This is a genomic window from Aliarcobacter vitoriensis (assembly GCF_003316695.1).
GTDB classification, from domain to species: domain Bacteria; phylum Campylobacterota; class Campylobacteria; order Campylobacterales; family Arcobacteraceae; genus Aliarcobacter; species Aliarcobacter vitoriensis.
On the sequence record NZ_PDKB01000006.1, the window covers coordinates 37,001 to 63,506 of the forward strand.

A 26,506-nucleotide genomic window follows, 5' to 3' on the forward strand; every position below is an offset into this window, starting at 1 on the left:
AAGAGTGAAAATTTAATATATTAAAGATTTTTTAATTTTTGGTAAAAAAATATTTCCGATTTTATCGAATATGAATATTTATCTTGTTCTAATTTTATATAAGAAATATTAAAATTAAGTTTTTTTTTAGTTTTGTTACAGTTTTACTCAAATTTGTTTAAGTTTTTAAAAAACTCATCCAAATTTATATCTATTTCATCATTAGTTATTCCATCTTGCAATGCACCTTTTTTTACACTACTTTTAAAAAGCCTTTCTATACTACCATCTTCAAAAATAGTATATACAAAATAGCTATTTTGTGAATTATCATCTAATCTTAAAGCTTTTATAAAAGAACCATCAGAATCATTTATTAAAGGAATTTTTGAAGTTTGATACATTTTTTCAAGTTCACCATTTATAGCTATTTGTTTAATCAACCAAGGAGTATTTGATATATTTGCAACTAAAACTATATTTTTATTTGTTTTTTTATACAAATCTTTAAAAATAGCTAAAGAATCATGATTTAATACAATTATGTAACTTTGTTCACTATTTTTAAAAAGTTCATCTTTTTTTGTATATGGATTTTTACCTATAACATCAAAAAAATTAGGAATATCATTTAAACTTAACTCTTGTTTTATATCATCTTCATTACTAAAATCTGGAATTGTCAAATAAACTAACAACGCAAATCCTACTAAACCTAAAAAAACTACTTTTATTGTATTTTTCATTTTAATCCTTATATTTTTTTGCCCATCGTGAAAATAATCTATAGTTTGTAATATTATCATCTAATATCTTATTATTTATTACAAACTCTACCAAATTTGAAGCCAAATAGAGTGAAAGTACAAAGCCTCTTCCTCCTACACCATTTAAAGTGTAAATATTTTCATAAAGTACTAAATTTTCATTTTTAATGTGTGTACCATTTTTGATATGAGGATATTTTTCAAAACTTTTTTTGCTATCAACTAAAGTTCCAACCATAGGTAAATAATCTATGCTAGAAGCTCTTGAGCCTATTTTTATATCAATAACTTCAATATCTTCTAGCTTTTTTATATCATTTGCTTTTTTTAAAAGTTCCTCTGTATCATTGTTTATTATTTCTAAAGTTTTTTTATTGTGTTTTATATTATTTATATTTTTAAGTTTCAAATTATATGAAGTATCTTCCATATTTTCTTTGAATCTGTGGTGTGTTGCTCCAATAGAGATAAAATTTTTACCGTTTTTAGGAATACTTTTTGATAATGAACACTCTTTATGGTAATTTATATCTATTTTTGTAGAACTCAAAATATCTATTTTTTGTCCCCAAACTGCTCTTATATCAAAATATTCTTCATTTATTAAAGATATATCTGCACCTGTAGATAAAAATAACTTTTTTGCTTCAATTTCATCATTTATTATCCATAAATCATCTTTTTTTTCTATTTTTAAAACATCATAATTGAATAATTTTTCTACATCTTTAGATAATTTTTTACATATTTCATAAGAGCTAACAACACTTCCAATATCAAAAAAATAGCCATCTTCAAAAGCCTTAAAATCAAAATCCATATGAGGAATATAACTTTTAAATTTATCAAAATCTTCTTGATTCTTTGGAATTCTACAAGTTCCAGAATTTTGAAAATATTCAGCAAAATCTTTTTTATAAATTTCCAAAGAGAATTTTAAAGCTTTTGTAACCAAAGATTTAAACTCATTTGGTTTTCCTAAAAGTGGAGATAAAAATGCTCCAGCAGCTCCACTTGCTCCGAAAGCAACATCACTATTTTTATCTATCAATAAAATATTTTTTGAATATTGTTTTAAAAAATAAGATAAAGAGCATCCACAAATTCCTGCTCCAATAATTATATAGTCATACTTTTTCATAAAAAAGAGTATATCTAAATTTCATAAAGTAATTTTTAAATATTACTCGATAAAATACAATATTATTTTAAAAGGTAGTTTATGAAAATTTTGGTAACTGATGATTCAAAAATAGCAAGAAAAATGGTTATAAGGACTATAGAAGAAGCACTAGGTCAAGAATATCAAATTCTTGAAGCACAAAATGGACAAGAAGCATTGGATTTATATAAAGAACATAAACCAAATATAACTTTTATGGATTTAACAATGCCTATTATGAATGGTTTTGACTCTTTAAAATATATAAAAGAGTTTGATAAAGAGGCAAAAGTTATAATAATTTCAGCAGATATTCAAAAACAAGCTATCGATAGAGCTATAGAACTTGGTGCATTTAATTTTATAAAAAAACCTATTGATATTACAAAAATGCAACAAATATTAAATAAACTAGTATTTTAGGCTAAAAATGGAATCAAATATAATACTAACAGAAGACGAAATAGATTGCCTTCAAGAACTCATGAATGTTGCTTATGGTAGTGCAACAGCTGCAATTACTGAAATTTTAGATGCTTTTGCAAGATTAAGTATTCCAAAAATAAAAATTATAGATGCTTCAAAATTACAAGAACATTTATCAAATGAATTAAATCTTGAAAATGAGCATCTAATTGCTCTTCAACAAATAAATGGTCGTTTAAGTGGTGAAAATATGTTTTTAATTGATAAAAAATCTGCAATTAATATGGCATATAAATTTGGATTAAATGAAGATGAAATAACAGATGAAGATATTTGTGATATAACTTTAGAAATAACAAATGTTCTATCATCATCAACTATTAGTAAACTAGCTGAAGATATAGAAACAAATGTTTCCTTTTCAGCACCAACAATAAAAGTTGTAAATTCAATGAAACAATTGAATAATCTTTTTATAAATAACTATGAAAAAGTTATTATAATATCTACAAAATTAGAGTTTGAAGATTTAAACATTCATGGAGAATTATTTATATTAACAACTGACAACTCTATTCTTTTTATAAAAGATAAACTAAATAAAATTTTGGATGAACTTTGAAAATAAAAGATACTAGATGTGATATCATCACAAATACAGTTGATAATGGAATTATAGTACTAAACAAAGATTTAACTGTTATATTTTGGAATAAATGGCTTGAACTAAGAACAGGAATTAGTAGTTCAGCAATTGTAGATAAAAATATTTTATCTTTTTATTCAAATATAGATGAAAAAAGATTAAAAAGAAAAATAATTACTTCTCTAAAACTTAATTCACCTACTTTTTATACTCCTCAGACAAATGATTATCTTATAAACATAGAGTTAAAAAATGTTGCTGATAAAGTATTTAACCAAATGCAACAAAGCATAACAATAGCACCTTTAGATATTGAAAATGAGCTAGTTGTTTTGTATATTTATGATGTAACACTATTGAGTGAAATCAACTTTAAATTAAAAGTTGCAAAAGAAGAACTGAATGAGAAAAATGAAGAGCTAAGACTTATTTTAGATGCTACAATGGAAGCTATTATTATTTTTAAAGATGACAAAGTAGTTGATTGCAATAAAATTGCAGTTGAACTTTTAAATAAAGATATTAAATTTGATTTAATAAATAAAAATTTTAATGAAATAATTTTTGATAAATATATCTGCGAAAAATCAAATAAAAATAGTATTGAAACTGTAATAATTAGGGACGATGGTAGCAAATTTAGTGCAGTTATAAATGTAAAAGATGCTTTTATAAATAAGCAAATTTTTAAAATTCTGACTATTATTGATATAGAAGATATAAAAAGAAAAGAAAATCTCATGGCTGAACAATCAAAATTAGCAGCAATGGGAGAAATGATAGCAAATATTGCACACCAATGGAGGCAACCTTTAAATATTATATCTATTACTGCGTCTAATATTAAACTTAAAAATGATTTGGATAATTTGGATAGTGATAGTTTAAAAGACTCATTAAAACTTATTTTAAAGACAACTGAACACCTTTCAAATACAATTGATACTTTTAATGATTTTCTTAAAATACATAAAGATAAATCTTTATTTAATGTAAATGAAAATATTAAAAATAGTATAACTTTAGTAGAAGATTTTTTTAGAAACTTCAATATAGAAATAATCTTAGATTTAGAAGATAATATCTATGTTTATAATGTAGAAAATGAATTTTCTCAAGCAATAATAAATATTCTTAATAATGCAAAAGATGCCTTAAACTTAAATATAAAAGAAGATGATACAAGAATCATCAAAGTTAGTACAAAAAAAGTTGGAAATTTTGTTGAAATTTCAATTTTAGATAATGCATCTGGAATAAAAGCTGATATTATTGATAAAATTTTTGAACCTTACTTCACAACAAAACATCAATATCAAGGAACAGGACTTGGTTTATATATGACTAGAAAGATTATAAATCAGAGTATGGGTGGAGATATTAGTGTGAAAAATATTAAGTTTATGCATAATAATATTGTATGCAAAGGTGCTATATTTAAAATAACTCTTCCTTATAAAGTTGATTGACATTGACTCAACCTTTTTGATATAATTAAATTCTAAAATTTGAATAATTTATTAGAATAGGAAGAAAATATGGCAAAAAGTTTATATGAAACATTAGAAGTTAGTGAAAATGCAACTGCTGAAGAGATAAAAAAAGCTTATAGAAAACTTGCAAGAAAATATCATCCAGATGTAAATAAAGACCCAAAAGCTGAAGATAAATTTAAAGAGATAAATGCAGCTTATGAAGTTTTAAGTAATCCAGAAAAGAAACAACAATATGACCAATATGGTGATTCTATGTTTGGTGGACAAAATTTTAGTGATTTTGCACGGAGCCAAGGACAAGGTGTTGATTTAGATGAGATTCTAAGACAGATGTTTGGTGGAGCTGGTGGATTTGGTGGTGGTTTTAGTAGAGGTGGATTTGGAAATTTTGGTTTTGATGAACCAGATTTAGATACAAATGCTCAAGTTACAATACCTTTTGATATATCAATTCTTGGTGGTAAACAACATATATCTTTAAGCAATGACTCTTTTGATGTAAAAATACCAGAAGGAATTGAAAGTGGTCAAAAGATACGAGCAAAAGGAAAAGGAAAATCATATCAAGGACAAAAAGGTGATTTAATCCTTAAAATAAATGTATCTCCAAGTAACGAATACACAAGAGAAGGCGATACATTGACAAAATATTTTGATGTCCCTTTAAAAACTGCACTTTTTGGTGGTAAAATAGATATAAAAACAATTCATAAAGATATTACATTAAAAGTCCCTCAAGATACTAAGCAAAATCAAAAATTTAGAGTAAAAGAGCTTGGAGTTTTAAATAGAAAAAGTGGAATAAAAGGAGATTTATATCTCAAAGCAAATATTGTTTTACCAAAACTTGAAGAATTAGATGATAGTTTAGTAAAAATAATGGAAGAGAAACTTCCAAATAACTAAAAGGAGTTTTGAGAAATGGAAAAGAATAGTTATATAGAACCTGTATATTTAATATCAGCTGTTGCAGAAATTTTAAATATTCATCCACAAACCCTAAGACAATATGAGAGAGAAGGTTTAATAAAACCGAGCCGTACAAATGGTAAAATAAGACTTTATTCACAAAAAGATATAAATCACATAAAATATGTTTTAACTTTAACAAGAGAATTAGGAGTAAATATTGCTGGTGTTGATATTATCTTACAATTAAACAAAAAAATAGAAGATTTAGAAAATGAAGTTGAAATATATAAAAATAAAATACAAAATATCAACTCTCTAAGTGTAGTACCTGATAAAAAAGCTTTAGTTGTACAGAAAAGTTCTTTTGAAATGGTGATTATAAAGAATAGTAAGTAATTTTTACTTACTATTTCCCATCTAAAATAAATTGTCTATTTTTATAGATTGAGTGAATGAATGCCAATGTTATAGGAACAATAGCAAAAGTTGTTATAAGCATTGGTGGTAAATGGTAAAAAATTTGAACCAACATAGATAAAGCTAAAAGCCCAATACTCCACATAGCTCCATGTTCTAAATAGATATATTTTGAAACAACTTCTCGTTCAACCATATATATTGTAAGACTTCTAACTGCCATTGCTCCAACACCAAGACCTAACATTATAATAACAATATTTTGAGTAATAGCAAATGCTCCTAAAACTCCATCAAGAGAAAAACTCATATCGATAAGTTCAAGATACATAAAAGATACAAAGCCACCACTTAATTTTGTAACATCTGCACCTGCTTCTTCATCTTCATTTCTACTTTCAATAACACCTTTTAAAAGTTCTATTAAATAAAAAGCAATAACTCCAATAATCATTGGAACCAAAATTTCCAACTTATTTACAGTTACCATTTTATCACCCATCACGACTTCATTTGGGGCAATATACGTGATACCTAACATTAAAAACATTATAAAAAGTGCTTTTATATCACCTACTTTTGAAAGTTTAACTGCAAAATTTTCAATACTTTTTATCCAGTGAATATCTTTATTTTCATCAAATAAAAACTTTAAAAATAGCATCAAAAGGAACATTCCACCAAAGGACATAATAACGTGATGAGAATTTTGTATAATCTTTTCATATTCAACTGGATTATTAACTGCAAGATCAAAAGAATCAATAAATCCCATAGAAGTTGAAAAATATACTATTAAAATAGGAAATACAAATCTAACACCAAAAACGGCTATTAGCATTCCCCAAATAAGAAATCTTCTTCTCCAAACAAGAGCCATCGTAGCCAAAATAGTAGCATTTACAACAGCATTATCAAATGATAAACTCAATTCCAAAACTGAAAGTATCGTCCCTTGATAAACTGCAAAGAATCCACCATACAAAAATAATAGAATAGTTGCTACAAACCAAACTGCAAAGAAACCATAAAAATATGAAATAATTGGTTTTTGTTTCAAATTAATCCCTTAAAATTTTTTTGCTATTGTATCTAAAATTTTTAAATTTAATGATTGCATTCAAATTTTTCTAGAAAAAAACATATAAACACCAATAATAAGAATTTGAAATATCACTATAAAAAATGTTGCTTCCATAATTAACCACCTATAATAAAACAAAAAGTCAATAAAACACGTTTTAATTGCATTTTAACCTTATTTATTAACATAAACACTACATTTGTAGCTTGATTATGAATTATTACATAACTATACTTAACACTTCAAATGTAGTGTGGATAAAATGAATAAAGAAATAAATGAGTTAAGTTCTGATGAACTTTATATGTTAATTGGTAGGAATGTTGCTAAACTTAGAAGCAAAGCCAATATGAGTCAATTAGAACTATCTTTAGAAATGGGGAATAAATCTTCTAGTCTTGTTTCTGCTGCTGAATTATATGCTAATAAAAGAAAATTTAATATTGCTCAATTACATAAAATAGCAAAAATACTTAATATTGATATTTGTGAATTTTTTAAAAAATAATTATTAAATATTTATAAAAGAATACTCATATCTAATAGCTTAAGCATATATACAATATAATGGAAATAAACAATACGATACTTTTCAGCTATTTTTAAGCAAAAAATATATCGATTAAATTTTAATTTACCCCCCCATAAAATGGGAATACAGGATTTCTATTTGGCACTAATCGACCTTCAAAATATTTCAAAACAATATGATATAAAAGTTATTTTAAAAGATGCAAATTTTACTTTAAATAGTGGGCAAAGAGTTGCAGTTATTGGACAAAATGGGCAAGGAAAATCAACACTATTTAAGATTATTATGAAAACCGTTGAACCAGATGGTGGAGAAATGGCTATTGATAGATCTATAAAAATAGAGATGCTTGACCAACAACCAAAATTTGCTTCAAATTTATCTGTAAGAGATGCAATTGAAAATCAACTTGTTGAGCTTAAAAGTGCAAAAAACGAGTATGAAAATATCACAAATAAGTTGATTACAGAGTATGAGAATGAAGAACTTTTAAGAAAACAAAGTGATTTAGCATCATTCTTAGAGTTTCACAATGCTTGGGATTTAGACAATATGATAGAACGAGTTTTAGTTGAATTTCAACTAAAACAGTATGAGTTTAAAGATGTAAATATGCTAAGTGGTGGAGAACAGCGTCGAGTTAGCTTGGCTGGATTGATACTAAAAAAACCTGATGTTTTACTTCTTGATGAACCTACAAACCACCTTGATGTTTATATGGTTGAGTTTTTAGAACAACTTTTATTAAAAAATAACTTCACATTGCTTTTTATATCTCACGATAGATATTTTATAGACAATATTGCAACAAGTGTAGTAGAAGTTGATGGTGGAGAGCTAAGACGTTTTAATGGTGGATATTCTTCATATTTAGAGCAAAAATCACAAATTTTATCAAATATGCAAAAAGAGCATGAAAACCTCCTAAGAATGGTAAAACAAGAAGCACACTGGATGCAACACGGAGTAACTGCAAGACGAAAAAGGAATGAAAGAAGAAAAGCAGAATATTTTGATTTAAAGCAAAAAGCAAAATCAAATCCAGCAGCAATAAGAAAAATGAGTTTGGAACTTCAAAGAGAGCAAAAAAGTTTTAATAGTGAAGAAAAACAACAAAATAGAAAAAAAATGCTTTACGAACTAGACAATGTTTATAAAACTTTGGGTGAAAAAGAGTTAATCAAAGATTTTACAACTAGAATCTTACAAAAAGACACTATTGCAATAGTTGGTCCAAATGGTACTGGAAAATCAACACTTCTTAAAATATTTATGGAAAAACTAAAAGTTGATAAAGGAAACTTCAAAAAAGGTGATTTTCAAATAGGTTATTTTGACCAACAAAGAGAAATGCTTGATGATAATAAAACTATTATGGAGATTTTTTGCCCAAATGGTGGAGATAGAGTAATTCTTGATGATGGAAGGAATATGCATGTTTTTGGCTACTTAAAAAACTTTTTATTTCCAAAAGAATATTTAGATAAGAAAGTTGGAGTTTTAAGTGGTGGAGAAAAAAATCGTGTTGCTTTGGCACTTCTTTTTACTAAAAGAGTTGATTGTATGATTTTAGATGAACCTACAAATGATTTAGATATTCCTACAATAAATATTTTAGAAGAGTATTTGCAAAACTTTCAAGGTGCTTTGATATTTGTTTCTCATGATAGATATTTTGTAGATAAAATTGCAAAAAAACTTTTTGTATTTACTGGAAATGGACATATTATGGAAAGCTTTCAACCATATAGTGAATATTTAGAAATTGAAAAAGAGTTAAAGGAACTTGATTCTTTAGAGGTTGAAATCGCAAAAGAAAAAAATAGTGTAAAAACTGTAACTGAAACAAAAAAACAAACAAAATTATCATATAAAGACCAAAGAGAATATAATAATCTACCAAAAGAAATAGAAGATTTGGAAAAAATAATAAAAGAATTAAATGATTGCTTAGCCAATCCAAAATGTTATGAACAAAAAGGAATCATTACTTTATCGACTGAGCTTGAAAAAACTAAAGAAATTTATGAACAAAAAGTAGATAGATTTTTAGAAATTGAAGAGCTAATAGAAAGTTTTAACTAAAAAATAATATAATAAAATCTTTAAAAAGGAAATAATATGAGTTTAAAAGAAAAATTAAGTGAAGATTTAAAACAAGCAATGAGAGATAAAGAAGTTGTGAAAAGAGATTCAATTCGGGCAATTAACACAATGATAAAGCAAATTGAAGTAGATGAAAGAAGAGTGTTAGACGATAGTGAAGTTATAAAGCTAATCCAAAAAGGTATAAAACAAAGAGAAGAAGCAATAGCTCAATATAGTGCAGCTTCAAGAGATGATTTAGTTCAAAAAGAGCAAGAACAAGTTGATATTTTTATACAATACTTACCAAAACAACTAAGTGATACTGAACTTGAAATTGGAATGAAAGAAATTATAAGTGAAGTTGGAGCAACAAATATAAAAGATATGGGTAAAGTTATGGGTGCAGCTTCAAAAAAATTTGCTGGTGTTGCTGATGGGAAAAGAATAAATGAGATGGTTAAAAAACTTTTAGCTTAATGCTATTTATCTAAAGTTTTAAAGGGGAAACCAGTGGATAAATATGCAAATAAGTATATAACATTTACAATAAATGATGACAATGGTATAAAACAATTAAAGATAAAGAGAAAACCTTTTTTTTATACTATATATACTATTCTCATAAGTTCTATACTCTTGGTTTGCTCTTTTATTTTTGTGAATATAGTATTGGTTCAAGTGGATAAAGATAGACTTTCCATAGAACTCGAGTTAGTTGAATTCCAAAGAATAAATGAAGAACTTAATACTCTTATAAATCAGACTCAAATGGAGCTTCACGAGAAAAAAGAAGAAATTAGTGAAGCAACAGATTATCTTACTAAAATAGAGTCAATTATTGGTTTATCAACAGAAAATGAACTCCCTTTAAAACAAAGAGTTGATATAGCAAGACTTGATTCAGAACAAAGAACAACTCTCTTACAATTAATTCCTAGTGGTTCTCCTATGGAGAAAATAGAAATTTCTAGCTATTTTGGATATAGACATCACCCAATTTTAAATAAAAAAGCTTTACATTTAGGAATTGATTTAAGAGCACCTATTGGAACTCCTGTTTATGCTACAGCAGATGGGATAGTAGAAAGTGCTACATTTGATAAATATAATGGAAATTTAATAACTCTTCAGCACATTTATGGTTTTAAGTCTTATTATGCTCATTTAAATAAAACTGTAGTAGAATCAGGAACTTTTGTTAAAAAAGGTGATTTAATAGCATATTCAGGCAATACAGGTATGAGTAGTGGACCTCATTTACACTATGAGGTACGTTTTTTATCAAAATCATTAAATCCACTTACATTTGTAAAATGGGATATAACAAATTATACAGAAATATTTGAAAAGGAAACAGAAATATCATGGGAATCTTTAGTAACAGCAATCAATCATATCAAAATACAAGATCCGACTCCTCAACTACAATTATCACTGCAGGAACCCAAATAAAAGGTGATATAAAATTAGCTTGTAATTTATATATAGATGGCTATTTTGAAGGAAACATTATCTCTGAACAAGAGATAAATATAGGTAAAGAAGGTAAAATAAAAGGTGAAATAACAGCTTTAAGAGTTGTAGTACAAGGCTTAGCCGAAGGTTCAATAAATGCTTCAAGAGTTGATATAAAACCTGATGGGAAAGTAATAGGATCTGTTGTTTCAGAAGAATTTGTGATAGAAGCAAAAGGTCTTTTTGAAGGAAATAGTTCTGTTAAAAAATCATCTATAAATAACCTTAATGAAAAAGAAAACTCTAAAATAGAAAAAGATTTAGAAGAAGCTAGTAATGCGTCAATAGATATAAATTCAGAGAATAAAATTTAATTAAATTTATATTTTTATTATTTTAGATATAATTTCGAGCTTAGATTAGTATATAATCTGAGATTGAAATAAATTATTATTTTTTAAGGTAAAATATGAAAAACTTTTTAAGTCAATTAAATGAAATAGAATACAATGAAGCTATTACAAATAATATTGACTCTTTAGAAAAACTTATTCAACTTCTTTTAAAAAGAATTCACCCACATAATATAGATGTTATAGTAGATATTTTAAAACAATCAATTACTCCATCAATCAGTCAAGACAATGATAATAGTATAGATATTTTATTTGATGAAATAAAAAAGAATCCAAAACTTATTTTTGAAAAAAATATACAAATAAAAATAGAAAAACTTATTATTCAAAGATTTGAAAAAGATAAAAAATTAGTTATTCAAAAAACAGAAGATATATCAAAACTTGTTTTACTTATGGAAGAGTATTTTAATGAAGCTATTTTTAGTAGTGGAACTGGTTCTAAAAATGTTTTAAATATAAAAGAAAAAATAGTATCAATGAATATTAAAAATGGTGGTATTGAAGTTTTAGAACAATTAAAAAAAGAACTTGTTTCAGCTGCTACATCTATAGAACAAGAGATGAATAATGTAACAAATAAACTCGAAAGTGGAAAGTCTAAAATAGAAGAACTTGAAGAAAAAATAAGTAGTTTAGAAAATGAATTAAATAGAACAAAAGCTGAAAATAGAAAAGATTTTTTAACTCAAGTTCTTACAAGAAAATCTTTTAACGAAGAGATAATAAAAATAGAAAGTTCATATAATAGATTAAAAACTCAATATGCAGTAGTATTTTTTGACATTGATTTTTTTAAAAAAGTAAACGATACTTATGGTCATGAATGTGGAGATGTAGTTCTTTCAACTTTTGGAAAAATCTTAGATAAAAGTATAAGAGATCATGACTTAGTAGGTCGTTACGGTGGAGAAGAATTTATTGCTGTTGTACATTTTAATCTTGATAGAGAACTTTTAATGTTCTTAAAAAGAATAAAAACTATTGTTACAGAAAATAGTTTTATATACCAAGATAAAAAAATAAAACTCACATTCTCAGCTGGAGTTGCTATACGAAATAAATATCCAACTTATGAAAATACGGTACAAAAGGCTGATAATTTACTTTATAGAGCGAAACAAAGTGGTAGAAATAAAATTTTATTAGATAATGGAGTTGAGATTTAAAAAAAATTCATCTTTTTTAAAATCTCATAAGTTTTTGTAACATCATAAGTTGCACTATGGTATTTTGAGGAATCAAATTCTATACCATAGTAATTACAAACTTCATCTAATTTTGGATTTTTTAGCCGTCCTATTTTATCATATACTTTTACTATATTTTTATTTTCTTTCATAGTACAAATATGTTTTTTGAAATTCACTCTTTTATCTATATGCCTCAATTCAAAGTCTATATTATGAGCTATTAAAACTTCACTATTTTTACAAAATTCTTCAAAATCCAAATCTTGAGCAAAATATGAACTATAACTTTTATCTTTTCTATAATCTAAAATAAGCTCTGGAGTTAATCTATGAATGGCATAAGAATGTATATTTAATGGATACCTAGAAAGATAATATCTATGAAATTTATCTAATATATTAAATTTTGTATCTATTTTTACTGCTGCAATTTCAAAAATATCACCAATATTATGTGTATTCGTCTCAAAATCCAAAATTATCATTTTATTTTTTGTTGTTCTCTTATTTTTGTAACAGATTTTCCACCAATATAATAATTGTCTGTACTATGTTCTTCTATTAAAACAACAGCATTTGAAGATGGGCGATTAAATATTTTACTAAAAGTTTCACTTATACTTTTTGCCAACTCTTCTTTTTGTTCTAATGTTGCTCCACCATCTTCTTTTGTCATTTTTACACTGATTATAGGCATTTAATCTCCTTTTTAATTTTAATTATAATATCATTAAAAATGATACTATGTCAAATATAAAATTATGATTTATAATATAAGGAAAAGTGATATGGACTCAAATTTATTAAAAATTTTTGTAGAAGTTACAAATGAAAAAAGTATATCTAAAGCTGCTATAAATCTAGGTTTTGCACAATCAAATGTAACTTCAAGAATAAAACAATTAGAGAAAGTAATAGGAAGTTATTTATTTCACAGAGTTCCAAAAGGTGTAATCTTGACAAAAGAAGGTGAGAAATTATACTCTTATGCAGTAGAAATTGTAAAAAAAATTGAAATTGCAAACTTTGAGATGCAAAATATTCACAATCAAAAACATTTAATTATTGGTTCAACAGAATCAAATGCAAGTACAAGATTAATTCCTTTTTTACTTCAATTAAATAAAGATTTTCCAAATATGAGTTTAGAACTCATAACAAACACAACAAAAGATACTATAAAAAATCTTTTAGAATATAAGGTTGATATTGCATTTATAAGTGGTAAACCACAAAATGATGAGATAATTATTATAAATAAAATTGAGGAAAATATAGTTTTAGTTGAGCCAAAAGATAAAAAATGCCCTAATATTTTTTTATCATTTAAAAATGGTTGTGCATATAATGATTTTGGGAAAAACTACTTAAAAGAATTTTTAAGTCAAGAATATAAACATTTAGAATTTGGAAATTATGAAACAATTTTAGGCTGTGTAAAAGCTGGTATGGGTAAAAGTATTTTACCACTTAGTATAATAGAAAAACTAAATTATAAAAATGATTTAAATATTAAAAAGATTCCCAAAAATGTATTAAATATCCCTACTTTCTTAGTTTGTAGAAAAGATTATATTCCTAGAATTAAAAAGTATTTAGAAGACTTTAAATTCTAGGATACTTATTTATTTCCAAGAGTTTTTAAACTTTAAAAGTTCATTTTTTATAGAAGGAACTCTCATAAAATGTTCTCCAATTAAAAAAGAATCTGCCCCAATACCATGAAGTCTCTTTATAACTTCAATATCACTTACACCAGACTCCGCAACAATAATTTTATCTCTTGGGATAAGTGGGATTAATTTATCACAAAGAGTCATATCCATCTCAAAAGTTTTAAGATTTCTATGATTTATCCCTATAATATCTGCACCACATTTTAAAGATTTCTCTAAATCTTCTAAGTCATGAATTTCAACTAAAACTTCTAAATCCAAACTTCTTGCATAGCTATATAAAGAGTTTAATTCATCTTGATTTAAAGCTTTTGCTATAAGTAGTACAAAATCTGCTCCATAAACCAAAGCTTCAGCGATTTGATATTTATCAACTATAAAATCTTTTCTAAGTAAAGGGATATTCGTAAATTTCTTAATCTCTTTCAAATAATTTAAATCACCTAAAAAAAAGTGTGATTCAGTCAATACTGAAATAGCATTTGCTCCATTATCATTATATTCTTTTGCAATTGAAATTGGGTCAAAATTTTCTTTTATGATACCTTTACTCGGACTTGCTTTTTTTACTTCAGCAATTATTCTTATAGGTTCATCTTTTGAAGACTTTAAAAAACTCTTAACATCTTTTGTTTTATATGAACCTTCTTTTATTTTTAATTCAAGTTCTTCTAAACTTATAGTTTGTTTTCTTAAATTCAAATCTTCTATTGTTTTATTTATAATTTTTTCTAAAATCACTTCTTACACTCCTTTATTTTTTCCCAATGAAATTTTATCTCTTCATCTTCCAAACCTATTTCATCAACTATTTGTTTCATATTTTTAAAAGCTTCTTTACAATTTTTAATTTTATACTCACCCCATGCTAAAGTATCTATAAAAGCAATATTTGTTGGATCTTGTTCCAAGGCTTTCTTAACTAAAATTAACCCCTTATTTATATCAATATCATAATCAATCAACAAATATGCTAAATAATTTTGATATATCGGGTTAGTTGAAGTTTCTAAAATTGTATCAAACTTTTTAATTACACTATTAAGTGAACTTTTTTTATCTTCTGCTAACTCAAACTCAATTATTGCTTGTTGTCCTAAATAATCAATATTTGAACTACTTTTATACAGCTTATCTAATAACTCATAAGCTTTTTGTATTTGATTTGTTCTTTTATAAAGTTCTAAAAGTAAATCATCTTCAATATTATTTTGTTCTAAAAATAATATTAATTCATTCACCTCAAAATTTTGAAACATAAATCCAACAGTTTTATTTAATTGTAAAGCATCTTCACTATTTTTATAATACAAAAACATATCTTTTAGAAGATTTTTTATATTATCTTTTTGTCCTAAACTATCATAAAAAGCCAACAACTGCAAAGCTATATTTAAGTTATATTCACTTTTTGGAAGATAATCTTTTAAGTTCTTTATAGCCTCTTCTTTTTTATTTAAATTAAAAAATTCCAAACTTGTTATTGTTTGCATAACAGTAACAGATGCTTCATATTTTAAAGCCTCTTGTAAAGCACTATAAGAATTATTAAATTCTCCTTTTGAAGCATAAATAGCTCCTAAAAGTTCATAATTTATACTACTTTTATAAAGATTTGTTAATTTTAAAGCCTCTTCTAAAGCTTTATCATAATCTTCAAGTCTAAGTAGTGCAAAACCATAAAGTCGTATTAATAATTCTTCTTCTTTTATATTTGGAAGTAAATATTTTTCTATCTGTTCTTTTACAGCTTCATAATCTTGAAATTGAGTCGCAATAGTGGTGTATTGTGCTAAATACTCATATTTATTTGTATTTTCAAAAAGCTTCAGATATATATCTCCTGCTGTTTCATACATTCTGATATTTTCCATTTCTAAAGCATACATAACATAATAATCTTCAAAATCAAAGGGTTTTGATTCAACTTGTATAAACTCTTTTACTTTTTTCTCTTCATTAATAGTTTGCTCTTTTAAACTACAAGATGCAAAAAAACTTATTATAAAAAAATATACTAAATATCTCTTATAGCTGGGCACTCTTTGTATACCTCTTCAATATTATTTTTAAAATAGTCCCAAAAAGGGAAAGTCCTACACTGCACTGGTCGATATTCATAAATCGAGCATTGTCGTTTACTTAAATCAAAAAAACAACAAGCAAAACTATTTTTGCCTAATTTTACCTCTTTTATACTATATTTATACCCTTCTTTAAAAAGGTATCTCTCTTTTAATTCTTCAACATCCATTTTTAAATAATTTGATAAATTTTCAATTTCAATTTTATTTATCCAAATATATCCGCTTTCTCCTATACAGCAATTTCCTTGACAAATACCACAAACAGAAGGTTTAAAAGTAAAATTATATCCATCTTTTTTTATTAAATCACTCAAAATCAACCTTTATACTATGTGTTCTTATATGTTTATAAATATCTTCAACTTCTTTTGTAAAATTTGAATTTTCATCAAAAACTATTAATGGCTTTAAAATTTTCAATAAAGATTTAGAATTCTTTTTTGCATAAACTAATACTAAACTAGCCTCTTTTTTAGCTTTTGGATACACAAATTGTAAGGCTTCTATATTAAAACTAAACTCATTTAAAAATAAAATAATCTCATTTAATTGTTTGCTATCATAACAAAAAAACAATTTTCCATCATTTTTTAAAATATTAGAACTTCTATATATAAAATTTCTTAATGGCATTGAACTATTGTATCTTGCAATTTTTAAAGATTCATTCTCACTTTTTATTACATTTTGATGATAAAATGGTGGATTTGAAACACAAAAATCGAATTTTTTATCAAATTCTAAATCTAAAAAAGATCCTTTATACAAATTTGCATAAATTTTATTTGTTTTTGCATTTTGTTGTGAAAAAAACTGAAAGCTTTTTTGTATTTCACACTGATTTAGAATCAATTTTTTATAATTATTAGCAAGTAAAAGCCCTAAAATACCGCTTCCACTTCCAATGTCTAAAATATCACCATTAATATTTTTATATTTTTCTAAACATTTACAAATAAAATTAAACAAAAAATGTGTATCGCTGTTATAACAGTATCCATTTCTAGGTTGATATAAAACCAAAAAGCGTCCTTTTTTAAAATCTTTAGATTATATCTAAAATATTCAAATAATCTCTTTTAGTAAAATAAGGAAAGTTATAGTATTATACACGCTAAATTATATATTTTATAAAATTTAATTATATTTCAATTAAGGAAAATTATGTCAAATATTGAAGCTCCTTTAAATATCCCTGTTTGGGTAGATGAAAGTAGATGTAAGGCTTGTGATAGATGTGTATCAGTATGCCCTGCTGGAGTTTTAGGAATGCGACAAGATATTCATTCAACATTGGGTTCTATGGCAACAGTTGTACATCCAGAAGCATGTATAGGTTGTAATGATTGTGAATTATCTTGTCCAGATTTTGCAATCTTTGTATCAGATAAAAAAGAGTTTAAATTTGCAAAATTATCTTCTGAAGCAAAAGAAAGACAAGAAAAAATCATAAGTAACAATTATAAAATTTTAGATGAAGATAAAAAGGTTTAATAATGGCAAGAGAGCTAATATCAACAGGAAATGAGTTAGCAGCATTAGCGGCTGTTGACTCGAAATGTGAGTTTTTTGGTGGATATCCTATAACTCCATCAAGTGAAATAATGCATGAACTATCATCAGCTTTACCAGCAAATGGTGGAGTATCTATACAAATGGAAGATGAAATATCTGGTATTTGTACAGCATTAGGTGCATCAATGTCAGGTAAAAGAGCTATGACTGCATCATCAGGACCTGGAATTTCTTTGAAATCTGAAAATTTAGGTCTTGGTTATATAGCTGAAGTTCCTTTAGTGGTTGTAAACGTTATGAGAGGAGGACCATCAACAGGTCTTCCTACTAGAGTTGCACAAGGTGATATTTTACAAGCAAAAAATCCAACTCATGGAGATGTAAAATCTATCACTTTAGTACCTGGTAATTTATCAGAATGTTACACTGAAATTGCAAGAGCTTTTAATCTTGCAGATAGATTTATGCAACCTGTATTTGTATTACTTGATGAAACTATAGGACATATGGCTGGTAAAGCTACAATTCCTGATTTAGAAGAAATACAAAAAAATATAGTTTTTAGAAAAAGATTTGATGGTGATAAGAAAGACTACAAACCTTACGGTGTAGGAGCTGATGAACCAGCTGTTTTAAATCCTATGTTTGAAGGCTACAGATACCATTTTACAGGACTTCACCATGGACCAACAGGGCACCCAACTGAAGATGCTGATGTTTGTGCTGCTTTGATGAACAGATTATTTACAAAAGTAGATGCCCATCTTGATGAATTAGAGTTAAATGAAGAATATCTATTAGATGATGCTGAGATTATGATTATTGCTTATGGTTCTGTTTCATTAGCTGTAAAAGAGGCTATAAATAGACTAAGACGTGAAGGAATAAAAATTGGTATGTTCAGACCAAAAACAATTTGGCCAAGCCCAGCAAAAAGGCTAGATGAACTTGTAAATAAATTTGATAAAGTTTTAGTAACTGAACTTAATATGGGACAATATACTCAAGAAATACAAAGAGTTTCTGGAAGAAGAGAGTTTGATACACTTTTAAAAGCAAATGGAAGACCACTTTCTCCGCTAGAAATTATTGAAAAAGTAAAAGGAATGTAATATGGCGTTTAATTATGATGAATATTTAAGAACTGATAAAATGCCAACTTTATGGTGTTGGGGCTGTGGTGATGGAGTTATTTTAAAATCTTTAATTAGAGCCATAGATAAACTTGGTTGGAATATGGATGATGTTTGTGTTGTTTCTGGAATTGGTTGTTCTGGAAGATTTAGTTCATATATAAACTGTAATACTGTTCATACAACACATGGAAGAACTTTAGCTTATGCAACTGGAATAAAACTAGCAAACCCAAATAAAAAAGTAATTGTGGTTGGTGGAGATGGAGATGGTTTAGCTATTGGTGGAAATCATACGATTCATGCAAGTAGAAGAAATATAGATTTAACATATTTGGTAATCAATAACTTTATTTATGGCCTAACAAATTCTCAAACAAGCCCAACAACTCCAAAAGGTATGTGGACTGTAACTATGGATAAAGGAAATATAGACCCAACTTTTGATGCTTGTAAATTAGTTGAAGCAGCAGGAGCTAGTTTTATTGCTAGAGAAACTATGATTGATCCAAAAAAACTAGAAAAGTCTTTAGTAAAAGCTATGGAACATAAAGGTTTTTCATTTGTTGAAGTTTTCTCAAATTGCCATGTTAATCTAGGTAGAAAAAATAAAATGGCAAGTGCTATGGCTAATTTAGAGTGGATTGACTCTATTTCAATTGCTAAAACAAAATTTGAAATGCTTGATGATGAGCAAAAAATAGGAAAATTTCCAACAGGAGTCTTAAAACAAGATGAAACTGCATTGGAATATTGTGAAGCTTATGAAAAAGTTAAAGAAGCACAAAGAACAAAAACTATGGTAAAACTATAAGGATAATGTATTATGGCAAATAACAGAACTTTAATGAGATTTACAGGAGTTGGAGGACAAGGAGTTTTACTTGCAGGAGAGATTTTTGCTGCTGCTAAAATAAATAATGGTGGATTTGGACTAAAAACTGCAACTTATACTTCGCAAGTAAGAGGTGGTCCAACAGTTGTTGATATAACACTTCAAGATGAAGAAATAATATATCCTTATGCAAATGATGGAGAGATAGATTTTATGCTCTCTGTTGCACAAATTTCTTTTGATTTATTTAAAAATGGAGTAAAAGATGGTGCAACCATTGTAATAGAACCAAACCTAGTTAGACCAAATGAAGAAGATAAAAAAAGATGGAATATTATAGAAATTCCTATCATCACTGTTGCAAAAGAAGAGGTTGGAAATGTAATCACACAATCTATATTAGCTTTAGCAATAGCAAACTACTTTACTGGGGAAACTATTCCAAAAGAAGTATTAAGACAGACTATGCTTTCTAAGATTCCTGCAAAACTTCATGATATGAACAATAAAGCTTATGATTTAGGTTATAAGTATGCAAAAGAGATAGATAATAGAGCTTAAAGGCTCTATTTATTTACTTTTCTAATAATATTATCACTTTTAGAAAAAGTTATTAAATCTTCTACATTTTCTATGTTCTTAAGGTCTAAACTCTGTAAACATTTCTCAAAAATAATTTTTGTTGTGAGTGCATCAAAATAAGCTCTATGGTGATTTTCTACATCTATATTCAAAAGTTCTTTTAAGGTACTAAGTCCATATTTATCAGATTGTATAGTTCTTTTTGACAAATCGATGGTACAAATCTTTCTATTTAAAAGTTTTCCTAAATTATATTTTTCAAAACTATCAGATATAAAAGTATAGTCGAATTTTATATCATGAGCAACAAAAACATCATCACCTAAAAACTCTTTAAAATCTTTTAAAACTTTTTCTATTGTAGGAGCTGTTTCAAGCATAGCAAGAGTAATTTTTGTAACTTCTTGAATATAAGGTGGTATATCTTTTGCAAAAACTAAAGAATCAAATTTATCTATAATTTCTCCATTTTTGTATTTGACAGCTCCAAGTTCAATTATTTGAAAACCTTTTTTTGGGGTCCCCCCATTTGTTTCTATATCTACAAAACAAAAAGTTTGTTCATTTATAGAAGTTTGTGTAGTTTTTAAAAATACAGAATCATTTTTTATATCAAGTGGAAAGCCATTTATAAGCAAAAGTTCAAACTCTAATTCACTATTTTCATAAAATTTATCACTAGATTCTTCTAAAAGTGATAAAAAATCTTCGTATGGTATAGGCTCTTTTTTAAGTCTTCTTATAATATCCAAAAACGTAATTTTTGTTGGCTTAAGTATATATTTTCTTTTATAAGATTTCATAAGCTGCTTTTACAAAGTTTATCATTTTTTGTATATCTTTTTTGCCTTTTTCTTTTTCAACAGAACTACTTACATCAACTCCAAAAAAGCCAAAACCATTTAACTCTTTTAGATTATCACTACTTAGTCCACCAGCTAAAATAAACTTAGAACAATTAATATCTTTAAATAAATCTAAACAAAGTCGCTTTCCTTTACCACCAAAACCATCTACAAAGGCATCAATCAAATAGTAATTTTCATCTAAATTTTGTAAATCATCTTTATTTTTTACTCTTAAAACTTTTATATATTTTACTTTTAATTTTGTATAATCCAAAATATTTTCATCATCTATAATTTGTGCTAAATGCATTTTTGATTTCTCACAAACTTCATTTATAAAATCTACATTTTCATTTACAAAAAGACCAACAGTTTGTATAAATGGTGGTAATTTTTCAACAATATATAGTGCATTTTCTGGTGTTATATATCTAGGAGATGGCTTGTAATAAACAAATCCTAAAGCACTTGCACCAGCCTTTACAGCATCAAGAGAATCAGTTACATTTGTAATTCCACAAATCTTTACTCTCATATTTGAAGACTCTTTATTGCTTTTGTATAATCATCACTTCCAAAAATGTAACTTCCAGCAACAACTACATCAACTCCAGCATTTTTAAGTTCATAAATATTTTTATCACTCACCCCTCCATCAACTTCAATTAAACAGGCTGGATTTCTTTTATTTATAAGGTCTTTTAATTTTTTTGCTTTTTCAAGAACAGTTGGAATAAACTTTTGTCCACCAAAACCTGGATTAACAGACATCAATAAAACCATATCTAAATCTTCTAATAAATACTCTATATCCTCAACTCTTGTATGTGGATTTAGCGTTATAGCTGGACATATGCCTAAACTTCTAATTTTTTGTATAAGTCTATGTGGATGTTTTTCACTTTCAATATGAAAAGATAGATATTTTGGTTTTAATGGAGCAAATAAATCTACAAAAAAATTGTTATTTTCAACCATCAAATGAATATCAAGAGGTTTAGTTGCTACTTTTGAAACTGGTTCTACAACAACTGGTCCAATAGTCAAATTTGGTACATAATGCCCATCCATAACATCAATATGAACTAAATCACATCCAGCATCACAAATAGCTTTTATATCTCTTGCTAAATTACCAAAATCAGCAGATAAAATTGATGGAGCAACAAGCATTTATAACCTTTTTTTTCTAAATTTTGGTGATTATATCATTTAATCTCTTTTATAAAGTATAAACCAAAATTTAAGTAAAATCTAGAAAAACATAAAGAAAAAATATGAAAAAAATGCTATTTACATTAATTTTTGCTATTTGTTATGCAAATAATACAGAACTTCTTGAAAAAGCTCAAGAACTTGAGGAAGCAAAAGATTATAAAGGTGCTATGCTAATCTATAAGCAAATTGCAAAAGAAAATAGTCAAAAAGTTTTGGAAAAGAATATCTTAGAAACTAATAATTTAGAAAATTTCAAAAAAGAGATTTTTGTAGAAAATATAGATAAAACAGAAGACCAAGAAACAAATGATAATTTAGAACAATTAGTTACCAAAGATTTTGGAATTTATCCATATAAAAAGAATTATTTTTTACCAGCAACTTATACTTTTAACGATATTAATGGAAGAGATAAATTTGAAACTTCTTTTCAAATAAGTTTAGAAAAACCTATTTCGCATAATTTCTTTGGATTTGGAGAAATTTTTAGTTTAGCCTATACTCAAAAATCTTTTTGGCAGACAGCAGAAGATTCCGCTCCATTTAGAGAATCAAATTATGAACCAGAATTTTTTGTTCAAGTTCCAATTAATAACAAATATTTAAAGTTATCTAAACTTTCAATTATGCACTCTTCAAATGGCAAAAGTGGAGATGAATCTCGTTCATTAAATAGAATATATCTTCAAAATATTTTACAGTTTGGGAATATTTTTATAACACCAAGAATTTGGTATAGAATCCCAGAAAATTCAAAAAATGATGATAACAAAGACTTTTATAAATATTATGGTTATGGTGATTTAAATATTCTATACGCTCATAAAAAACACACTTTTGAGTTGCTTTTAAGAGATAATTTAAGATTTGATAGTTCAAATAAAGGTGCAGTTGAATTTAATTGGAGCTTTCCTTTACCAGAATTTATTGCTTCAAAGAATACTTTTGGTATTTTCCAAGTATTTCATGGATATGGACAAAGTTTAATGGATTACGATAGAGAAGTTACGAATATTGGTTTAGGTTTAGTATTTTCAAGGTAATTAAACCCTAATTTTAAGTAAAACAAAACTTGTTTTACTTAAAAATTTTATACGTGATAGTTTGGAGCTTCATTTGTGATTGTTACATCATGAACATGAGACTCTCTTAATCCTGCACTAGTTATCTCTACAAATTCTGCATTTTCTTGGAAAGTTTTAATATCTTTACTTCCTAAATATCCCATAGAACTTCTTAATCCACCAACAAATTGGTGAATAATATCAGAAATACTTCCTCTATAAGCAACTCTTCCTTCTATTCCTTCAGGTACAAGTTTATCAGCAGCTGTTCCTTCTTGGAAATATCTATCCGTACTTCCTTTTGTCATCGCTCCAATACTTCCCATTCCTCTATAAGTTTTAAATTTTCTTCCTTGGAAAAGTACAACTTCCCCTGGGCTTTCATCTGTTCCAGCCAAAGCACTTCCCATCATAACACAACTCGCACCTACAGCTAAAGCTTTTGCTACATCACCAGAGTATTTTATACCACCATCAGCAATTATTGGAGTTCCAGTTTTAGCCCCTTCAATAGCACACTCATCAATAGCACTCATTTGAGGAACTCCAACACCAGCAACAATTCTCGTTGTACAAATACTTCCTGGTCCTATTCCAACTTTAACTCCATCAGCTCCAGATGCAATTAAATCTCTTGTTGCTTCAGCAGTTGCTACATTTCCAGCTATTAATTGAACATCCATCTCAGCTTTTATTGCTTTAACTGTATCTAAAATACCTTTTGAGTGTCCATGTGCTGAATCTAAAACTAAAACATCAACTCCAACTGCAACTAAAGCTCTAGCTCTATCTAATTGATTAACACCAATTGCAGCACCTACTCTTAATCTTCCAAACTCATCTTTACAAGCATTTGGATACTCTCTTTTTTTATTTATATCTTTGATTGTAATAAGTCCAATTAGTTTATTTTCATCATTTACAATTGGTAACTTCTCTATTTTATTTTGGTGCATAATTTCAGCAGCTTCATCTAAAGTTGTACCCTCTTTTGCAGTAACTAGAGGCATTTTAGTCATCTTTTCACTTGCTTTGAATCTATAATCTTTAGTAAATCTCATATCCCTATTTGTTAAAATACCAACTAAAATTCCATTATCATCAACAACAGGAACACCAGAAATTTTATATGTTGCCATAATATCTTCTGCATCTTGAAGTGTTTGATTTGGTTTTATTGTAATTGGATCTATTATCATACCTGATTCAGATTTTTTCACTTTTTGGCATTGTAAAACTTGTGAATCAATATCCATATTTTTATGAATTATTCCAATTCCACCAAGTCTTGCCATAGCAATAGCTGCTTGATACTCTGTTACTGTATCCATAGCGGCACTTACAAAAGGAACATTTAATTCTATTTTTTTAGTAAGTTGTGTTTTTGTACAAACTTCTTTTGGTAAAACTTCTGATTTAGCAGGAACTAACAATACATCTTCAAAAGTCAAAGCTCTTTTTCTTATTCTCATTTTAAAATCCTATTTTATTTATTTAGTATAATTTACAGCTTTTTCCATAGATAAAGCACCATCAAATAAAGTTTGTTCTTCAAAACTATTAGCTATTAATTGTAATCCTATTGGTAAATTTTCTTTATCTTTTGCAACAGGTAAGCTAATAGCTGGTAATCCAGCAAGATTTATAGCTATTGTATATAAATCAGTTAAATACATATCTAAAGCTGAACTATAAGCTCCAAATTTTGGAGCAGTTGTTGGAGCAACAGGAGATAAAATCAAATCTGCACTTTCAAATATCTTATCAAACTCAGATTTTATAAGACTTCTAATCTTTTGTGCTTTTATATAATAAGCATCATAATACCCTGAACTTAATACAAATGATCCAACCATAATTCTTTTTTGTACTTCATATCCAAAACCTTGAGATTTTGTTTCTACATACATATCTTTTAGTCCAGTATCACCTTTTCTAGTTCCAAATCGAACTCCATCAAATCTAGCTAAATTTGCACTAGCTTCTGCACTTGCAATAATATAATATGTTGAAATAATTTTATTTGTATCTATCATATTTGTGTGAATAATTTTATGCCCTTGCTCTTCTAAAAGTTTAACTGTTTTATTAAAAGCATTTTTTATATCATCATTTGCTTGTTCAACAAAATTATCAATTACAGCTATTGTAAATTTTTTATTTGAATCTAATTTTGGAGTAACTTTTTCATAAGATATATTTGCACTTGTAGAATCTTTTTCATCATATCCAGCAATAATATCATATAAGATTGCTGCATCTTCAACATTTTGAGTTATTGGACCACATTGATCTAAAGATGAAGAGTATGCAACTATTCCATATCTTGAAACTCTTCCATAAGTTGGCTTCATACCAACACAACCACAATAAGCAGCTGGTTGTCTAATACTTCCACCAGTATCAGTACCTAATGCAGCAATAGCCAATCCACCAGAAACAGCAGCAGCACTTCCTCCACTACTTCCTCCTGGGATTCTTGAGTTATCAATAGGATTTAAAGTTTTTCCATGACAAGAACTTTCTGTTGAACTTCCCATTGCAAATTCATCCATATTTGTAAATCCAAATGGACTTAATCCAGCATTTTTTAATTTTTCAATCACTGTAGCATTATATGGAGCAATGTAATTTTTTAAAATATTACTTGAACACGTTAGCTCCCAATCTTTAACATTTATATTATTTTTAATTGCTATTGGAATACCTGAACCACTTTTATTAATATCTTTATTCTCTAATTGCTCAACATAAGCACCTATATTACTATTTTTGATTTTTGAAGCTAAATCTTCTCTTAATTTTTCTATTTCATCACTTTGTAAACTTAGTGCTTCTTTCAATGTCATATATTAGTTCTCCTATGGTTTTTAGGTGTAGTAAACGGCTGATTATATCAAATAATGTATAAAAAAAAGGTAAATAAAAATTTTTAGGATAATTTGAAAATTTATGAATAAAAAAAGGGATAGAAA

31 protein-coding genes are annotated in these 26,506 nt (G+C 26.8%); 17 read left to right on the forward strand and 14 right to left on the reverse strand.

Translation table 11 applies throughout. The annotated features are described in order from the left end of the window. Nucleotides 1-143 precede the first annotated feature (143 nt). Together CRU91_RS04415 and CRU91_RS04420 are read right to left on the reverse strand one after the other, a co-directional pair. A complete protein-coding gene (locus tag CRU91_RS04415) occupies nucleotides 144-725 on the reverse strand; it encodes a hypothetical protein (protein ID WP_113893971.1) in 582 nt (193 codons plus the stop codon). Nucleotide 726: 1 nt separating this feature from the next. Then, nucleotides 727-1,887 carry an FAD-dependent oxidoreductase gene (locus CRU91_RS04420; protein WP_113893840.1) on the reverse strand — a complete coding sequence of 387 codons (1,161 nt, stop codon included), beginning with the start codon at nucleotides 1,885-1,887 and terminating at the stop codon, nucleotides 727-729. Nucleotides 1,888-1,968: 81 nt separating this feature from the next. On the opposite strand from CRU91_RS04420, the gene CRU91_RS04425 reads away from it, so the two are divergent. From CRU91_RS04425 to CRU91_RS04445, 5 genes are all read left to right on the forward strand, one after another. After that, on the forward strand, nucleotides 1,969-2,331 hold the full coding sequence (locus CRU91_RS04425) for a response regulator (RefSeq protein ID WP_113893842.1): 363 nt from the start codon (nucleotides 1,969-1,971) through the stop codon (nucleotides 2,329-2,331). 7 nt (nucleotides 2,332-2,338) lie between these two features. Beyond that, a complete protein-coding gene (locus CRU91_RS04430) occupies nucleotides 2,339-2,956 on the forward strand; it encodes a chemotaxis protein CheX (RefSeq protein WP_113893844.1) in 618 nt (205 codons plus the stop codon). Then, nucleotides 2,953-4,449 carry a PAS domain-containing sensor histidine kinase gene (locus CRU91_RS04435; protein ID WP_113893845.1) on the forward strand — a complete coding sequence of 499 codons (1,497 nt, stop codon included), beginning with the start codon at nucleotides 2,953-2,955 and terminating at the stop codon, nucleotides 4,447-4,449. The genes CRU91_RS04430 and CRU91_RS04435 overlap by 4 nt, the downstream gene beginning before the upstream one ends. Nucleotides 4,450-4,518: 69 nt before the next feature. Continuing rightward, entirely contained in the window at nucleotides 4,519-5,382 is an 864-nt protein-coding gene (locus CRU91_RS04440; protein ID WP_113893846.1) for a DnaJ C-terminal domain-containing protein, read from the forward strand. A 15-nt stretch (nucleotides 5,383-5,397) separates the two neighbouring features. Then, nucleotides 5,398-5,784, forward strand: coding sequence for a heat shock protein transcriptional repressor HspR (locus tag CRU91_RS04445; RefSeq protein ID WP_113893847.1), 387 nt, complete (start codon nucleotides 5,398-5,400; stop codon nucleotides 5,782-5,784). A gap of 10 nt (nucleotides 5,785-5,794) precedes the next feature. Here CRU91_RS04445 and CRU91_RS04450 read toward each other — a convergent pair whose 3' ends face one another. Beyond that, nucleotides 5,795-6,865, reverse strand: coding sequence for a DUF475 domain-containing protein (locus CRU91_RS04450; protein WP_113893848.1), 1,071 nt, complete (start codon nucleotides 6,863-6,865; stop codon nucleotides 5,795-5,797). A 286-nt stretch (nucleotides 6,866-7,151) separates the two neighbouring features. On the opposite strand from CRU91_RS04450, the gene CRU91_RS04455 reads away from it, so the two are divergent. From CRU91_RS04455 to CRU91_RS04480, 6 genes are all read left to right on the forward strand, one after another. Then, nucleotides 7,152-7,397 (forward strand): helix-turn-helix domain-containing protein, encoded by a 246-nt coding sequence (locus CRU91_RS04455; RefSeq protein ID WP_113893849.1) that lies wholly within the window; start codon nucleotides 7,152-7,154, stop codon nucleotides 7,395-7,397. 162 nt (nucleotides 7,398-7,559) lie between these two features. Then, a complete protein-coding gene (abc-f, locus tag CRU91_RS04460) occupies nucleotides 7,560-9,506 on the forward strand; it encodes a ribosomal protection-like ABC-F family protein (protein WP_113893850.1) in 1,947 nt (648 codons plus the stop codon). A 36-nt stretch (nucleotides 9,507-9,542) separates the two neighbouring features. Next, nucleotides 9,543-9,986 (forward strand): GatB/YqeY domain-containing protein, encoded by a 444-nt coding sequence (locus tag CRU91_RS04465; RefSeq protein ID WP_113893851.1) that lies wholly within the window; start codon nucleotides 9,543-9,545, stop codon nucleotides 9,984-9,986. Between the two features lie 33 nt (nucleotides 9,987-10,019). Beyond that, nucleotides 10,020-10,961, forward strand: coding sequence for a M23 family metallopeptidase (locus tag CRU91_RS04470; RefSeq protein WP_113893852.1), 942 nt, complete (start codon nucleotides 10,020-10,022; stop codon nucleotides 10,959-10,961). Continuing rightward, the gene (locus CRU91_RS04475; protein ID WP_113893853.1) at nucleotides 10,874-11,338 is read left to right on the forward strand and encodes a bactofilin family protein; all 465 of its coding nucleotides are present in this window, start codon (nucleotides 10,874-10,876) and stop codon (nucleotides 11,336-11,338) included. Before CRU91_RS04470 ends, CRU91_RS04475 begins: the two co-directional genes overlap by 88 nt. A gap of 95 nt (nucleotides 11,339-11,433) precedes the next feature. Beyond that, nucleotides 11,434-12,549, forward strand: coding sequence for a GGDEF domain-containing protein (locus tag CRU91_RS04480; RefSeq protein ID WP_113893854.1), 1,116 nt, complete (start codon nucleotides 11,434-11,436; stop codon nucleotides 12,547-12,549). On the opposite strand, the gene CRU91_RS04485 is transcribed toward CRU91_RS04480, so the two are convergent. Both CRU91_RS04485 and CRU91_RS04490 read right to left on the reverse strand, forming a co-directional pair. Then, nucleotides 12,546-13,058 carry a 3'-5' exonuclease gene (locus CRU91_RS04485; protein WP_113893855.1) on the reverse strand — a complete coding sequence of 171 codons (513 nt, stop codon included), beginning with the start codon at nucleotides 13,056-13,058 and terminating at the stop codon, nucleotides 12,546-12,548. The genes CRU91_RS04480 and CRU91_RS04485 overlap by 4 nt on opposite strands. Continuing rightward, the gene (locus CRU91_RS04490) at nucleotides 13,055-13,270 is read right to left on the reverse strand and encodes a tautomerase family protein (protein WP_113893856.1); all 216 of its coding nucleotides are present in this window, start codon (nucleotides 13,268-13,270) and stop codon (nucleotides 13,055-13,057) included. The genes CRU91_RS04485 and CRU91_RS04490 overlap by 4 nt, the downstream gene beginning before the upstream one ends. Nucleotides 13,271-13,361: 91 nt before the next feature. Here CRU91_RS04490 and CRU91_RS04495 point away from each other — a divergent pair, with 91 nt between their 5' ends. Continuing rightward, nucleotides 13,362-14,189, forward strand: a complete 828-nt coding sequence (locus CRU91_RS04495) for a LysR family transcriptional regulator (protein WP_113893857.1) — start codon at nucleotides 13,362-13,364, stop codon at nucleotides 14,187-14,189. A gap of 9 nt (nucleotides 14,190-14,198) precedes the next feature. Here CRU91_RS04495 and trpC read toward each other — a convergent pair whose 3' ends face one another. The 4 genes from trpC to CRU91_RS04515 are packed head-to-tail and all read right to left on the reverse strand — an operon-like array spanning nucleotide 14,199 to nucleotide 17,359. Next, nucleotides 14,199-14,990, reverse strand: coding sequence for an indole-3-glycerol phosphate synthase TrpC (trpC, locus tag CRU91_RS04500; RefSeq protein ID WP_113893858.1), 792 nt, complete (start codon nucleotides 14,988-14,990; stop codon nucleotides 14,199-14,201). Beyond that, entirely contained in the window at nucleotides 14,987-16,291 is a 1,305-nt protein-coding gene (locus CRU91_RS04505) for a tetratricopeptide repeat protein (RefSeq protein WP_113893859.1), read from the reverse strand. The genes trpC and CRU91_RS04505 overlap by 4 nt, the downstream gene beginning before the upstream one ends. Continuing rightward, on the reverse strand, nucleotides 16,267-16,650 hold the full coding sequence (locus CRU91_RS04510) for a YkgJ family cysteine cluster protein (protein ID WP_113893860.1): 384 nt from the start codon (nucleotides 16,648-16,650) through the stop codon (nucleotides 16,267-16,269). The genes CRU91_RS04505 and CRU91_RS04510 overlap by 25 nt, the downstream gene beginning before the upstream one ends. Beyond that, on the reverse strand, nucleotides 16,643-17,359 hold the full coding sequence (locus tag CRU91_RS04515) for a tRNA1(Val) (adenine(37)-N6)-methyltransferase (RefSeq protein ID WP_113893861.1): 717 nt from the start codon (nucleotides 17,357-17,359) through the stop codon (nucleotides 16,643-16,645). Before CRU91_RS04515 ends, CRU91_RS04510 begins: the two co-directional genes overlap by 8 nt. A gap of 141 nt (nucleotides 17,360-17,500) precedes the next feature. Between CRU91_RS04515 and CRU91_RS04520 the strand changes: the two genes are divergently transcribed. Genes CRU91_RS04520 through CRU91_RS04535 form a run of 4 tightly spaced genes read left to right on the forward strand, consistent with a single transcriptional unit; the run spans nucleotide 17,501 to nucleotide 20,380 of the window. Further along, the gene (locus CRU91_RS04520) at nucleotides 17,501-17,830 is read left to right on the forward strand and encodes a 4Fe-4S binding protein (protein ID WP_113893862.1); all 330 of its coding nucleotides are present in this window, start codon (nucleotides 17,501-17,503) and stop codon (nucleotides 17,828-17,830) included. 2 nt (nucleotides 17,831-17,832) lie between these two features. Next, nucleotides 17,833-18,963, forward strand: a complete 1,131-nt coding sequence (locus tag CRU91_RS04525) for a 2-oxoglutarate synthase subunit alpha (RefSeq protein WP_113893863.1) — start codon at nucleotides 17,833-17,835, stop codon at nucleotides 18,961-18,963. Nucleotide 18,964: 1 nt separating this feature from the next. Then, entirely contained in the window at nucleotides 18,965-19,798 is an 834-nt protein-coding gene (locus tag CRU91_RS04530; protein ID WP_113893864.1) for a 2-oxoglutarate ferredoxin oxidoreductase subunit beta, read from the forward strand. Nucleotides 19,799-19,810: 12 nt separating this feature from the next. Further along, the gene (locus CRU91_RS04535; protein WP_113893865.1) at nucleotides 19,811-20,380 is read left to right on the forward strand and encodes a 2-oxoacid:acceptor oxidoreductase family protein; all 570 of its coding nucleotides are present in this window, start codon (nucleotides 19,811-19,813) and stop codon (nucleotides 20,378-20,380) included. A 5-nt stretch (nucleotides 20,381-20,385) separates the two neighbouring features. On the opposite strand, the gene CRU91_RS04540 is transcribed toward CRU91_RS04535, so the two are convergent. Genes CRU91_RS04540 through rpe form a run of 3 tightly spaced genes read right to left on the reverse strand, consistent with a single transcriptional unit; the run spans nucleotide 20,386 to nucleotide 22,422 of the window. After that, on the reverse strand, nucleotides 20,386-21,204 hold the full coding sequence (locus tag CRU91_RS04540) for a 3'-5' exonuclease (RefSeq protein ID WP_113893866.1): 819 nt from the start codon (nucleotides 21,202-21,204) through the stop codon (nucleotides 20,386-20,388). Next, entirely contained in the window at nucleotides 21,191-21,784 is a 594-nt protein-coding gene (locus tag CRU91_RS04545) for a phosphoribosylanthranilate isomerase (RefSeq protein ID WP_113893867.1), read from the reverse strand. Before CRU91_RS04545 ends, CRU91_RS04540 begins: the two co-directional genes overlap by 14 nt. Next, nucleotides 21,781-22,422 (reverse strand): ribulose-phosphate 3-epimerase, encoded by a 642-nt coding sequence (gene rpe, locus CRU91_RS04550; protein WP_113893868.1) that lies wholly within the window; start codon nucleotides 22,420-22,422, stop codon nucleotides 21,781-21,783. The genes CRU91_RS04545 and rpe overlap by 4 nt, the downstream gene beginning before the upstream one ends. Before the next feature lie 104 nt (nucleotides 22,423-22,526). Between rpe and CRU91_RS04555 the strand changes: the two genes are divergently transcribed. Further along, complete coding sequence (locus CRU91_RS04555; protein ID WP_113893869.1) at nucleotides 22,527-23,510, forward strand: phospholipase A; 984 nt, start codon at nucleotides 22,527-22,529, stop codon at nucleotides 23,508-23,510. A gap of 47 nt (nucleotides 23,511-23,557) precedes the next feature. Here CRU91_RS04555 and guaB read toward each other — a convergent pair whose 3' ends face one another. Both guaB and gatA read right to left on the reverse strand, forming a co-directional pair. Then, nucleotides 23,558-25,003, reverse strand: coding sequence for an IMP dehydrogenase (gene guaB, locus CRU91_RS04560; protein ID WP_113893870.1), 1,446 nt, complete (start codon nucleotides 25,001-25,003; stop codon nucleotides 23,558-23,560). Nucleotides 25,004-25,021: 18 nt separating this feature from the next. Further along, nucleotides 25,022-26,380, reverse strand: coding sequence for an Asp-tRNA(Asn)/Glu-tRNA(Gln) amidotransferase subunit GatA (gene gatA / locus CRU91_RS04565; protein WP_113893871.1), 1,359 nt, complete (start codon nucleotides 26,378-26,380; stop codon nucleotides 25,022-25,024). Nucleotides 26,381-26,506 lie beyond the last annotated feature (126 nt).